The organism is Buchnera aphidicola (Chaetogeoica yunlongensis) (assembly GCA_039829965.1).
GTDB lineage: Bacteria > Pseudomonadota > Gammaproteobacteria > Enterobacterales > Enterobacteriaceae > Buchnera_B > Buchnera_B aphidicola_BA.
The window spans coordinates 153,019-166,251 of record CP139909.1; the positions used below are offsets into that span (position 1 = coordinate 153,019).

Genomic DNA, 13,233 nt, shown 5'->3' on the forward strand with positions numbered 1-13,233 from the left:
ATTTATTTATTTGCTTCCATATTTTTTTATGGAAGCAATGTTAAACATTCATGTTGTTAGATCATCAAAAAATTTTTTTACACCGTCAAAAAATCTTTTTGATTTAGGCCTATTTTCTTCATCTTTACATTTATTGAAGTTTTCTTCAAGTTTGTGTAAGAGATTTTTTTGTTGTGTATTTAAATTTACAGGAGTTTCTACTATAATTCGGCAAAGTAAGTCTCCTTGTCTACTATTTCTAATTGATTTTACTCCTTTTCCTCGTATTCTTAGTAATTTTCCTGATTGTGTTTCAGGTGGAATTTTTAATTTAACTTTTTTATCTAGTGTTGGAACTTCGATTTCTCCTCCAAGTGTTGCCATGAAAAAGCTTATTGGTATTTCACAATGTAAATTATTTTCATTGCGTTCAAAAATAGAATGTGGTTTTACGTTAATTTTAATATATAAATCTCCTGATGGAGCTCCGTATGTTCCGACTTCTCCTTCTTGATTTAAGCGAATTTTATCGTTTGTATCTATACCAGGAGGAATATTAATAGATAATTTTTTTGGTTGTTCTGTTCTTCCATGACCTTTACAATTTCGACATGGTGAGGTAATAAAATTACCCTTTCCTCGGCATTGAGGACAGGTTTGTTGTACAGTAAAAAAACCTTTTCTCATTTGTACTTGTCCATGACCTCTACATGTTGGACAAGTTTGAGGTTGTTCTCTTGATTGTGTACCATAACCATGACATATAGGACATTTTTGGAGGACGGGGATGTTTATTTTTTTTATTGTGCCTTTAACAGCTTCTTCTAGAGTTATAGTCATATTATAACTTAAATCTGATCCTTTTTGTTTAGAGTTTTTTTTTCTATTACCTCCAAAAATATCTCCAAAGACATCTCCAAAAATATCACTGAAATCAGATGTACTACTAAAGCTGTGTGTAAACGTATTACTATCACTATAATTTCCTGTATTTCCTTGTTCAAATGCTGCATGTCCGTATTGATCGTAAGCAGATCTTTTATCTTTATCTGTTAAAATTTCATATGCTGATTTTATTTTTTTAAATTTTTCTTCTGAATTTTTATTGCCTTGATTTCTATCTGGATGATATTTCATAGCGAGTTTTTTATATGCTCGTTTTATTTCTCGTTCGCTTGCTGATTGTTCAACTCCTAAAATTTGGTAATAGTCTTGTTTGGACATTATTGTTTCCTGATCTTATATGTACATCACGAGCATGAATTTTATTTATGCTCGTGTGATCTTACTTGATATACTTTTATTTCTTTATTATTTCGCATGAATTTATTTATTGTATACTATTTATTTTTTTTTATCTTTTACTTCTTCGAATTCAGCATCGACTACGTTATCTTCAGATTTTTGTGATGAGTTTTTATTTTTAATGTCATCAGTGTCTGATTTAGGTTGATTTTTATTATTTTCAACAAGTTTAGTTGAGATGGTTATTACTTCTTGTATATTTTTTTCTATTTCAGCTTTGTTTTCTCCTTTTAAGGAATTATCTAGCTTGCTAAGTGCTGAAATAATTTGTTCTTTGTCTGTTTGATTAATTTTTGATTCTAAATCTTTTAGTTGTTTTTTAGTACTATGAGATATTTGATCTCCTTGGTTTCTTATTTTCACTAATTCTTCAAATTTTAGATCAGATTCAGAATTTTCTTCGGCATCTGAAATCATTTTTTTTATTTCAGTTTCACTTAATCCAGAAGAGGCTTTAATTGTTATTTTTTGTTCTTTTCCTGTGTTTTTATCTTTTGCTGAAACATGTAAAATACCATCAGTATCAATATCAAATGTTACTTCTATTTGTGATGTACCTCTTGGAGCTGGTTGAATTCCATCTAAATTGAATTGTCCTAGTGATTTGTTATTGTTAGCTCTTTTTCTTTCTCCTTGTAATACATGTATAGTCACTGCAGTTTGATTATCTTCGGCAGTAGAGAATATTTGACTATGTTTTGTTGGTACTGTTGTATTTTTGCTAATTAAAGTAGTCATTACTCCACCCATAGTTTCGATTCCTAATGATAATGGAGTGACATCTAATAATAGTACGTCTTTTACTTCTCCGGATAATACTCCTCCTTGTACAGCAGCTCCTACAGCAACTGCTTCATCTGGATTTATATCTTTTCTAGGTTCTTTGTTAAAAAATTCAGCTACTTTTTTTTGTACCATAGGCATTCTAGTTTGTCCGCCGACTAATATTACATCGTTAATATCAGAAGTGGATAATTTTGCATCTTTTAAAGCGGTTTTTAGTGGTTCTATGGAACGTACGATTAAATCTTCTACTAATGATTCTAATTTAGATCTAGTTACTTTTATATTCAAGTGTTTTGGGCCACTAGCATCAGCGGTTATATATGGAAGATTGACATCTGTTTGTTGAGTAGATGAAAGCTCTATTTTTGCTTTTTCTGCTGCTTCTTTTAATCTTTGCATGGCTAATGGATCATTTCTTAAATCTGTTCCTTGATCTTTTTTAAAATCTTTTACAAGATAGTTAATTAATCTATTATCGAAATCTTCACCTCCCAAATGTGTATCTCCATTTGTAGCCAATACTTCAAAAGTTTTTTCTTTGTCTACGTCGTCTATTTCAATGATTGAAATATCAAAAGTACCTCCACCTAAGTCATAAACAGCTATAGTTTTATTTCCTTGACCTTTGTCTAATCCATAAGCTAATGCGGCTGCAGTTGGTTCGTTAATAATTCTTTTTACTTCTAAGCCAGCAATTCTTCCTGCATCTTTAGTAGCTTGTCTTTGAGCATCATTGAAATATGCAGGTACTGTTATTACTGCTTCTTTTACTGGTTCTCCAAGATAATCTTCTGCAGTTTTTTTCATTTTTTTTAGAACTTCTGCAGAAATTTGTGGTGGTGCTAATTTTTTGTTTTTAATATCGATCCATGCATCCCCATTTTCGGATTGAACTATTTTGTATGGCATAATTTTTATGTCACGTTGAACTTCATTATCAGTAAATTTTCTTCCAATGAGTCGTTTAATAGCGAATAAAGTATTTTTAGGGTTTGTTATAGATTGTCGTTTTGCAGATTTCCCCACTAATATTTCATTTTCGTTAGTGTATGCGATAATTGATGGAGTTGTTCTATCTCCTTCAGAATTTTCTAATACACGAGCTTCGTTTTTATCCATTATAGCAATACATGAATTAGTTGTTCCTAAATCGATTCCAATAATTTTGCTCATTTATTTCTCCGTTTTTTATATTTTTAGTTAGTTAATTTTATTCATATCAGTTTTTATTTTTAATGAAATATATTTCTGAATAATAAATAGATGGGGTCTTTTTTTTAATCATCAAGGTTGAAACAAAAAAAATTCATATATATTACTTAATAATCGGATATTTAAGTATTATAGATATTATGTGCTTTTATGATTACAGTAGGAAAATATTATAAATTAGTTTATTATGTTTGAATATAGTAAATTATTTAAAAAGATTTGATTAATTATGTCAAAATATAGTTTTGAGGCTCAATTTTGGGCTTTTTTTATGTTTTTAATTGTGTCTATTGGGGTTTGTTGTTGCATGTTATTTTTTAGTTGGATATTAGGCGGTAAGTCAAGATCCAGAAATAAACATACGCCATTTGAATCTGGAATAGTACCAACTAATAATATTGATATATATTGTTCAGTTAAATTTTATTTAGTAGCTATTTATTTTGTATTATTCGACATTGAAGCTTTATATTTATATTTATGGTCAGTAAGTGTTGTAGAATGTGGATGGATAGGCTTTTTTGAAATAATTGTTTTTATCTTATTTTTATTATCGGGATTAATATATTTAGTTTCTTCTGATTCTTTGAATTGGAAGTCTAAAAACAAAACTCGTATTACATGAATTTTATTTATTATTGGATGATTTAAACATATGAAATATACTTTAACACGTATAAATGTTATTGATAATGATCAAAATTATCCTTGTGAAGAAAAAGTTGAAGTGCAAGATCCTATTCAAGAGTATATTAGGAAGAATGTTTTTATGGGAAAATTGAGCAAATTTATGCATAATTTAGTAAATTGGGGAAGAAAGAACTCTCTTTGGCCATATAATTTTGGTTTATCTTGTTGTTATGTAGAAATGGCTACTTCTTTTACTGCTATTCATGATGTATCTAGATTTGGATCTGAAGTTTTACGTGCTTCTCCTCGACAAGCTGATTTTATGGTTATAGCCGGAACTCCATTTATTAAAATGGTTCCCATAATTCAACGTTTATATGATCAAATGTTAGAACCTAAATGGGTTATTTCTATGGGTTCATGCGCTAATTCTGGAGGTATGTATGATATTTATTCAGTAGTTCAAGGTGTAGATAAATTTCTTCCAGTAGATGTTTATATTCCTGGTTGTCCTCCTAGACCAGAAGCTTATATACATGGTTTGATGTTATTACAAAAATCTATTTCAAAAGAAAGGCGCCCTTTGTCATGGATTATAGGTGAACAAGGTGTGTATCGAGCAAACGTTTCTTCTCAAAAAAGAGTTTTGAGAAAAAAACGTGATTTAGTTAGCAATAGTAATATTATTGATAAATCTTAAAATAGTATTTCAGTTAAAATTTTTTTATAAGATATTTTTAATTGAAATTTAAAATATGTTTTATATGAGATAATAAGTCATTTATGGAAAAAATTATTGAAAACAAGCGTAATAGTTTATCTAAGAAAGTTATTTTAAAAGATGAATGTATTTTAAGAGAATTGTTTAATACTTTTGGCAAAACTAGTTTTTTAAAACAATCTACTCTAACAGATATAATTGTTTTATGGATTGATAGTTCTATTTTACTGAATTGTGCGAGTTTTTTATTAACAGTAGATAAGCCATATAATATGTTATTTGATTTATATGGTACTGATGAGCGTTTGCGAATAAATAATAAGAATTTACCTATTTCTCATTTTTCAGTATCTTATCATTTTGTTTCTATAAGTAGAAATAGTGATATTATTCTAAAAGTTTCATTATTAGAAAAAAAATTATTTTTACCTACATTAACTAAATTATATCCAAATTCTAATTGGTATGAAAGAGAAGTATGGGATATGTTTGGTATTTCTTTTGTAGGTCATCCTAATTTAACTCGAATTCTTATGCCAAAAACATGGATAGGTTATCCTTTAAGAAAAGATTATCATGCTAGAGCTACTGAATTTACTCCTTTTTTTTTAAATAAATATAAAGAAGATGTAGAAATGGAATCATTAAGATTTAAGCCAGAAGAATGGGGAATGACTTACGATGAAATGAAAAAATATATGTTTTTAAATTTAGGTCCTAATCATCCTTCGGCTCATGGTGCTTTTCGCATTATTTTACAGTTAGATGGAGAAGAAATTATCGATTGTATTCCTGATATTGGATTTCATCATCGTGGTGTAGAAAAAATGGGAGAACGTCAAACGTGGCATAATTATATTCCGTATACAGATCGTGTTGAATATTTAGGGGGATGTGTTAATGAAATGCCGTATATATTGTCAGTAGAAAAATTAGCTGGTATTAGGGTATCAAATAAAATAGAAGTTATTCGTGTTATGTTATCGGAATTATTTCGAATTAATAGTCATTTATTGTTTATTTCTACTTTTATTCAAGATGTAGGGGCCATGACTCCTGTTTTTTTAGCTTTTACTGATCGTCAAAAAATTTATGATTTAATTGAATTGATTACTGGTGCGAGAATGCATCCAGCTTGGTTCAGAATAGGTGGTTTGGCTAATGATTTACCTAAAGGTTGGAATATTTTATTAAAGAAATTTTTAGACTGGATGCCTAAACGTTTATTAAAATATATTAATGTAGCATTAAAAAATAGTATTTTAATTAGTCGTTCTAAAGGAATAGCACAATATGATAAAAGAGAAGCATTATCTTGGGGTGTAACAGGAGCTGGATTGCGTGCTACTGGAGTGGATTTTGATATTAGAAAACAAAGGCCATATTCTGGATATCATAATTTTGATTTTGAAGTTCCGATAGGTGAAGGAATTAGTGATTGTTATTCTAGGGTAATGTTAAAGGTAGAAGAAATTTGGCAAAGTTTATTTATTTTAAAACAGTGTTTAGAAAATATGCCAGAAGGTGCTTGTAAAGTAGATCATCCTCTTACTACTCCACCACCTAAAGATCGAACATTGCAACACATTGAAACTATGATTTCTCATTTTTTACAAGTGTCTTGGGGTCCTATTTTACCAGCAAATGAAAGTTTTACTATGATTGAAGCAACAAAAGGTATAAATAGTTATTATTTAATCAGTGATGGAAGTACTATGAGTTATAGAACTAGGATTAGAACGCCTAGTTTTCCTCATTTACAACAAATACCGTCAGTTATTCGTGGAAGTTTAATTTCAGACTTAATTGCATATTTAGGTAGCATTGATTTTGTAATGTCTGATGTTGATCGTTAAAATGTATATGAAGAATATGTTTAATAAATTTAGTATTAATAAAATTGAATTAACTTTGCAAGAAAAAACAGAGATACTTGATGTAATTTCAAATTACAAAGATCAAGATGTTAAATCTTGCGTAATAGAAGTATTAAAAATTTTTCAAAAACATAGAGGTTGGATTTCTAGAGATTCGATTTTTAAAATAGCAAATATTCTTAATATTTCTGAATGCGATGTAGAAGAAGTAGCAACGTTTTATAGTCAAATATTTAGACAGCCAGTTGGGCGTAATATAATAAAGTATTGTGATAGCATGGTTTGTTATGTTAATGGTTATGAAAAAATTAAGAATTGTTTAGAAAAAGAATTGAATATTATTGTTGGTCAAACTACTACAGATTTTAGATTTACTTTATTGCCTATATGTTGTTTAGGCAATTGTGATAAATCACCTACTATGATGATAAACGATGATCTTTATTCTAATTTAACTGAATTTTCAGTAATTAAGTTGTTGGAATTATATCGATGATAAATATTATACGTACTCCAGAAACTCATCCTTTAACGTGGCGTTTAAATGTTAAACAAGATAATGTAGTTTGGATTAAAGAGTATAAATCTAAAAATGGATATTTAGCTTTTGAAAAATCTATTAAAAATATGACACCAAAAGAAGTTATTAATTTGGTCAAAGAATCTGGATTAAAGGGTCGAGGAGGTGCGGGTTTTTTTACAGGTGTTAAGTGGAGTTTGATGCCGCCTTTAAGTGATGAATATGGTTTTGTTCGGTATTTATTATGTAATGCAGACGAAATGGAACCGGGTACTTATAAAGATAGATTTTTGATGGAACATCTTCCTCATTTGTTATTAGAAGGAATATTAATTAGTTCATATGCTTTAAATGTGACTAATAGTTATATTTTTTTAAGAGGAGAGTATGTAGATGTTGAAAAAATTTTAAAAAAATCAATTATAGAAGCAAAAACTCATGGTTATTTAGGAAAAAATGTTTTAGGTTCTGGTTTAGACTTTGGAATTTTTTTGCATACAGGCGCTGGTCGTTATATTTGTGGTGAAGAAACTGCATTGATTAATTCTTTAGAAGGAAAACGAGCAAATCCTAGAGCTAAGCCTCCATTTCCAGCTTATGTTGGTTTATGGGGCAAACCAACTTGTGTTAATAACGTCGAAACACTGTCTAATGTACCAGCCATTGTTTTAAATGGGATAGAGTGGTATAAAAGTTTATCTAGTAGTGTTGATTCTGGTACAAAGATGATGGGTTTTTCAGGACAGGTGAAATTTCCAGGAGTATGGGAAGTACCTTTTGGAATTACTGCTCGAGAGATATTAGAAGATTATGCAGGAGGTATGAAAGACAATAAACGATTAAAAGCATGGCAGCCTGGAGGAGCTAGTACTGATTTTTTAACTGATAAACATTTAGATGTTTCTATGGATTTTGAAAGTATAAGAAAAGTTGGTAGTAGATTAGGAACAGCTCTTGCTATGGCTGTAGATGATTCTATTAGTATGGTGTCTTTAGTTAGGAATATAGAAGAATTTTTTTCTCGTGAATCTTGTGGATTGTGTACTCCTTGTAGAGAGGGTTTACCTTGGATTGTTCAAATTTTAAGATCTTTTGAATTAAAATTGGGAACTAGAGAAGATATGATAGTTTTAGAACAATTGTGTAGTCAGTTAGGCCCAGGACGTACATTTTGTGCACATGCTCCTGGAGCGATAGAACCATTACAAAGCGCGTTGAAATATTTTCGTTCTGAATTTGAATTATGTATTAATGTTAATTCAGAAATAAAAATTAAATATATCAACAATATTGATTCTAATTAAATAAAGTAAATGATTATTTTATAAATAAATATAAAACAATTTTTTTGTTTTAATTAAGATAAAAAATTAATAATATCAAATAATATATTAATTAGTACGGAAATAGAATTTATTTATGGCTATAATTTTTGTAGACAATAAAAAATATAATGTAAATCAATCGGATAATTTGTTAAAAGCGTGTTTATCTTCTGGAATTAATATACCTTATTTTTGTTGGCATCCTATTCTAGGTAGTATAGGTGCATGTCGTCAATGCGCTGTTACAAAATATAATAATAAAGAGGATACAATAGGTCAACTAGTTATGTCTTGTATGACTCCAGTAGTTGATGGAGCAATTATTTCTACTCATGATGACATGTCTAACAATTTTCGCAAAGGTATTATTGAACTTTTAATGATTAATCATCCTCACGATTGTCCAGTGTGTGAAGAAGGTGGTAGTTGTCATCTTCAAGATATGACTGTAATGACTAGTCATATTATTCGTCGTTATCGTTTTTCTAAAAGAACTCATAAAAATCAGTATTTAGGCCCGTTTATTAATCATGAAATGAATCGATGTATTTCATGTTATAGGTGTATTAGATATTATAAAGATTATTCCGATGGAAAGGATTTAGGTGTTTTTGGTATTGGAAAAAATGTGTATTTTGGTCGTTTAGAAGATGGTTTTTTAAAAAGTGAATTTTCTGGAAATTTAGTAGAAGTATGTCCTACTGGAGTATTTACAGATAAAACGTATTCTAAAAGATATAATAGAAAATGGGATATGCAATATTCTCCAAGTGTGTGCCAACATTGTTCTTTAGGATGTAATGTTAGTATAGGAGAAAAATTTGGAAAAATATGTCGTGTAGAAAATAGATATCACAATAGTCTTAATCATTATTTTTTGTGCGATATGGGTAGATTTAGTTATGATTATTCTAATGTTAGTACTCGTTTAAAAAATCCGATTTATCGTTATCAAAATCATGAACAAACTTTTTTAAATGTAGATGAAACTATAAAAAAAGTTTCACAAAAACTTAAAATTTCTTCAAAAATTATTGGGATAGGTTCTTGTCGAGCTTCAGTAGAAAATAATTTTGCTTTACAAAAATTAGTTGGTATAGAAAATTTTTCTATAGGTGTATTAAAAAAAGAACACGAATGTTTGATGTTAATTAAAAGTATTTTAAAATGTGGTCAAATTCATATTCCAACATTAAGAGAAATAGAAAATTATGATACAATTTTTATTTTAGGTGAAGATATTACACAAACTTCTCCATTGATTGCTTTATCTATTAGACAATGCATGAAAAAAGATAGTAAAGCAAGAGTATCATTTAAAGATATTCCTATATGGCATTCTGAAGCTATAAAAAATAGTTCTATAAATAGAAACAATAAATTATTTATTATGAACATTGATAAATCAGCTTTAGATGATATTTCTGATGAAAGTTATTTTTCTTCTATATCTGACCAAATATCTATAGGTATAGAAGTGTATAGATATCTTAAGAATGATTTTAAAGATAATACTATATTAACTCAACAAGCGATTAATTTTTCAAAAAAAGTAGCACAAGCATTGATATCGTCTAAACGCCCATTATTGATTTCTGGTTCTCATTCTCATAATGCAGATTTTATTAAAATATCTTTTAATATAGCAAAAATATTAAAAGATCAAGGAAAAGATTCTGGATTAATTTTATTATCGTCTAGTGCTAATTCTTTAGGTGTAAGTTTATTAGGAGGATTATCTATAGAAGAAATAATTGACAAAGTAATGTTAAAAAAAGTTAATCAAATAATAATTTTAGAAAATGATTTGTATAGATATTTACCAGAATCTATTGTAGATACTGTATTTAAATTATCACGTTTTACTATTGTAATAGATCATATTAGTACTCGTACTTTAAAAAAAGCTGATATGGCTATTCCAGCATGTAATAGTTTTGAGCAATCTGGTACGGTAGTTAATTATGAAGGACGTGCACAACGATTTTTTCAAGTTTATGAAGCTAAATTTTATGGTAAAAATAGATGTGTGTTAGCTAGTTGGAGATGGTTACATGTTTTATATTGTCAATTATATAAGAAAAATGTTCATTGGTTATCATTAGATAATGTTATTAGTGATATTTCATCTCAGTTTTTTGATTTTAAAGAATTAAAAAATGTTTCTCCAACTTCTGATTTTAAAATTTTAAAGCAAAAATTAGCTAGGTCTCCTCATCGAATTAGTGGTAGAACAGCTATGTATTCGAACATTAACATTCACGAGCCTAAACAACCTCAAGATGTGGATACTATGTTTTCTTTTTCTATGGAAGGATGTCAAAATATTTCAGATTATTCTACTTATATTCCTTTTTCTTGGAAACCAGGATGGAATTCTTCTCAAGCATGGAATAAATTTAAAAAAATTGACCATGGACATTATGGAAGAATTTTATTTAAAAAATCAGAAGGAAGTTTATTACCATATTATAAATTAGAATCACAAGTCGTGCAAAAATTTGAAAAAAGTGAATATTTAATTGTACCTTATTATATTTTGTTTTGTAATAATGAGCTATCTCAAGAGTCTCCAGTAGTAAAAGAAAATATATTGATTTCAATTGGTATAATGAATGTAACAGATGCAAACAAATTATCTATAACATCAGGTTCTACAATAGAATTTTTGTGTTTAAATCAGATTTTTGTAATAAAAATAAGATTATCTGATAAATTTCAACAAGGTCAATTAGGTTTACCTTTAGGTATTCCTAATTTTCCATTTTTTTTAGCTGATCAAAAAATAAAAGTATTGCGGAAGATAATTACATGATTTCTTTATCTAAAAATTCGGTAGAAATTGCTGTTTGTATTTTTCAATCAATAATGATTTTATTAAGTGTATTGATTTTTGCATCTATGATGAGTGTAATTGAACGCAAAGTGTTAGGTTTGTTACAAAATCGTTATGGTCCTAATAGAGTAGGTTGGAAAGGAATATTACAAGTTGTAGCAGATATGATAAAATTATTTTTTAAAGAAGATTGGATACCCTCTTTTAGTAAGAAATATATATTTTTATTATCTCCAGTATTAGCTTTTATTTCATTATTATGGGTGATTACTATTATCCCTTTTAGTGCTAATATTTTAATTATTAATTTAGATATTGGTGTTTTGTTTTTTTTAATGTTAGCGTCTTTATCTGTTTATTCTATTTTGTTAGCAGGTTGGTCTAGTAATAATAAATATGCGTTGTTGGGATCTATTCGTGCTACAGCTCAAACACTTTCTTATGAAATTTTTTTAGGATTGTCTTGTATGGGTGTTGTTGTTAGAGCGCGTTCTTATAATATGATTGATATTGTAAATAGTCAAATAACTACTTGGAATGTGATTCCACAATTTTTTGGTTTTATAACCTTTTTTATAGCTGGACTAGCATTATGTCATCGTCATCCATTCGATCAACCGGAATCAGAACAAGAATTAGCTGATGGTTATCATATAGAATATTCTGGTATAAAGTTTGGTTTGTTTTTTATTGGTGAATATATTTCTATAATTGTAGTTTCTAGCTTGATATCTGCTATGTTTTTTGGAGGTTGGTTTGGTCCTATAATTTCTTCGGGTTTATGTTTTTTATTTAAAATATTATTTTTTTCAATGATATTTATCTTGATTCGTGCGTCTATTCCTAGACCAAGATATGATAAAATGATTTTGTTTGGATGGAAGTTTTGTTTTCCATTAACATTAATAAATTTAATTATCACTTCTTTGACTATGTTGTATTAATTTTTTGGATGATATTTATGATTTTAAGTCAAGTATTGTTATTTATATCAAGTCAAATAAGAAGTATTTGGTTGACTTTTGTAAATGTTTTTTCGAGACGTGAAACACAATTATATCCTGAGCATGCTATACCTTTATCATCTAGATATAGAGGAAGAATTATATTATCTAGTAATAAAAATGGTGAAGAACGTTGTGTCGCTTGTGGTTTGTGTGCTGCTGTTTGCCCAGTTAGTTGTATTTCTTTGCAAAAATCTGTGTCAAAAACTAAGAAATGGTACCCAAAAATTTTTAGAATTAACTTATCTAGATGTATTTTTTGTGGATTATGTGAAGAAGCTTGTCCTACTGCAGCAATTCAATTAATTCCAGATGTAGAATTGTCTGAATATAAGAGAAAAGATTTGGTGTATGAAAAATGTGATTTATTAATTTCTGGACAGGGAAAGTATTTGGATTACGATTTTTATAAATTTTCTGGTGTAGAAACTGATATGAAAAAAAAAGGAGAATTAAACTTTGAGTCTAACCCCATTGATGTAAAAACATTATTACCGTAAAGGATATTTTTATGGAATTTTTTTTTTATATTTTTAGTTTAGTTACAATAATATCTACTATTTTTGCTATTTTTAGTAAAAACTTCATGTATACATTGTTGTATTTAATAATTTCTTTTTTATCTACGTCATGTGTGTTTTTTTCTTTAGGTGCTATTTTTGCAGCTGTTATAGAGGTAATAATTTATGCAGGTGCTATTATGGTATTATTTATTTTCGTTATAATGATATTTGATTTTAAGAAACCTAGTTTTCAAAACATACAATCATTATTTAAAAGAATAGTTTTTTATTTAAAAAATATTTTTGTAATTTCAATTTCAATATTGTTTATATCTTATGTTTTATCATTTTTTTATGAAAAAAAAATAATTTTGATGAATATTAGTGCTAAATTAGTAGGAATTAAATTATTTAGCGATTATTTGTGGGTTGTTGAATTATCTTCTTTAGTATTATTATGTGCGTTGGTTATTGTTTTTCATCTTGGAAAAGTTAAACATTTATAGTATATATTTATTTTAAAATTTGAACATGT

11 protein-coding genes are annotated in these 13,233 nt (G+C 28.0%); 9 read left to right on the forward strand and 2 right to left on the reverse strand.

The annotated features are described in order from the left end of the window. Window positions 1–48 precede the first annotated feature (48 nt). On the reverse strand, window positions 49–1,203 hold the full coding sequence (dnaJ, locus tag UAR70_00705; protein ID XBC39867.1) for a molecular chaperone DnaJ: 1,155 nt from the start codon (window positions 1,201–1,203) through the stop codon (window positions 49–51). A gap of 120 nt (window positions 1,204–1,323) precedes the next feature. Further along, a complete protein-coding gene (gene dnaK, locus UAR70_00710; protein XBC39868.1) occupies window positions 1,324–3,243 on the reverse strand; it encodes a molecular chaperone DnaK in 1,920 nt (639 codons plus the stop codon). Between the two features lie 268 nt (window positions 3,244–3,511). Between dnaK and ndhC the strand changes: the two genes are divergently transcribed. The 9 genes from ndhC to UAR70_00755 all read left to right on the forward strand — a co-directional run bounded on the left by ndhC (window position 3,512) and on the right by UAR70_00755 (window position 13,204). Next, window positions 3,512–3,907 carry an NADH-quinone oxidoreductase subunit A gene (gene ndhC / locus UAR70_00715; GenBank protein ID XBC39869.1) on the forward strand — a complete coding sequence of 132 codons (396 nt, stop codon included), beginning with the start codon at window positions 3,512–3,514 and terminating at the stop codon, window positions 3,905–3,907. 30 nt (window positions 3,908–3,937) lie between these two features. After that, window positions 3,938–4,612, forward strand: a complete 675-nt coding sequence (locus tag UAR70_00720) for an NADH-quinone oxidoreductase subunit B family protein (GenBank protein ID XBC39870.1) — start codon at window positions 3,938–3,940, stop codon at window positions 4,610–4,612. An 83-nt stretch (window positions 4,613–4,695) separates the two neighbouring features. Next, a complete protein-coding gene (gene nuoC, locus UAR70_00725) occupies window positions 4,696–6,489 on the forward strand; it encodes an NADH-quinone oxidoreductase subunit C/D (GenBank protein ID XBC39871.1) in 1,794 nt (597 codons plus the stop codon). A gap of 7 nt (window positions 6,490–6,496) precedes the next feature. Then, window positions 6,497–7,006 (forward strand): NADH-quinone oxidoreductase subunit NuoE, encoded by a 510-nt coding sequence (nuoE, locus tag UAR70_00730; GenBank protein ID XBC39872.1) that lies wholly within the window; start codon window positions 6,497–6,499, stop codon window positions 7,004–7,006. Beyond that, complete coding sequence (nuoF, locus tag UAR70_00735; GenBank protein XBC39873.1) at window positions 7,003–8,334, forward strand: NADH-quinone oxidoreductase subunit NuoF; 1,332 nt, start codon at window positions 7,003–7,005, stop codon at window positions 8,332–8,334. Before nuoE ends, nuoF begins: the two co-directional genes overlap by 4 nt. A 115-nt stretch (window positions 8,335–8,449) precedes the next feature. Then, window positions 8,450–11,170, forward strand: a complete 2,721-nt coding sequence (nuoG, locus tag UAR70_00740; GenBank protein XBC39874.1) for an NADH-quinone oxidoreductase subunit NuoG — start codon at window positions 8,450–8,452, stop codon at window positions 11,168–11,170. Next, a complete protein-coding gene (gene nuoH / locus UAR70_00745) occupies window positions 11,167–12,135 on the forward strand; it encodes an NADH-quinone oxidoreductase subunit NuoH (protein XBC39875.1) in 969 nt (322 codons plus the stop codon). The genes nuoG and nuoH overlap by 4 nt, the downstream gene beginning before the upstream one ends. 17 nt (window positions 12,136–12,152) lie before the next feature. Further along, window positions 12,153–12,695, forward strand: a complete 543-nt coding sequence (gene nuoI / locus UAR70_00750) for an NADH-quinone oxidoreductase subunit NuoI (GenBank protein ID XBC39876.1) — start codon at window positions 12,153–12,155, stop codon at window positions 12,693–12,695. Window positions 12,696–12,706: 11 nt separating this feature from the next. After that, window positions 12,707–13,204 carry an NADH-quinone oxidoreductase subunit J gene (locus UAR70_00755; GenBank protein XBC39877.1) on the forward strand — a complete coding sequence of 166 codons (498 nt, stop codon included), beginning with the start codon at window positions 12,707–12,709 and terminating at the stop codon, window positions 13,202–13,204. The last annotated feature ends 29 nt before the right edge of the window (window positions 13,205–13,233 follow it).

Bases quoted from the DNA above. Each gene is read 5' to 3' on its own strand.
- nuoG (XBC39874.1), top strand. From the start codon at position 8,450: ATGGCTATAATTTTTGTAGACAATAAAAAATATAATGTAAATCAATCG.
- nuoE (XBC39872.1), top strand. From the start codon at position 6,497: ATGAAGAATATGTTTAATAAATTTAGTATTAATAAAATTGAATTAACT.
- UAR70_00720 (XBC39870.1), top strand. From the start codon at position 3,938: ATGAAATATACTTTAACACGTATAAATGTTATTGATAATGATCAAAAT.
- nuoI (XBC39876.1), top strand. From the start codon at position 12,153: ATGATTTTAAGTCAAGTATTGTTATTTATATCAAGTCAAATAAGAAGT.
- dnaK (XBC39868.1), bottom strand. From the start codon at position 3,243: ATGAGCAAAATTATTGGAATCGATTTAGGAACAACTAATTCATGTATT.
- nuoH (XBC39875.1), top strand. From the start codon at position 11,167: ATGATTTCTTTATCTAAAAATTCGGTAGAAATTGCTGTTTGTATTTTT.
- nuoF (XBC39873.1), top strand. From the start codon at position 7,003: ATGATAAATATTATACGTACTCCAGAAACTCATCCTTTAACGTGGCGT.
- UAR70_00755 (XBC39877.1), top strand. From the start codon at position 12,707: ATGGAATTTTTTTTTTATATTTTTAGTTTAGTTACAATAATATCTACT.
- ndhC (XBC39869.1), top strand. From the start codon at position 3,512: ATGTCAAAATATAGTTTTGAGGCTCAATTTTGGGCTTTTTTTATGTTT.
- dnaJ (XBC39867.1), bottom strand. From the start codon at position 1,203: ATGTCCAAACAAGACTATTACCAAATTTTAGGAGTTGAACAATCAGCA.
- nuoC (XBC39871.1), top strand. From the start codon at position 4,696: ATGGAAAAAATTATTGAAAACAAGCGTAATAGTTTATCTAAGAAAGTT.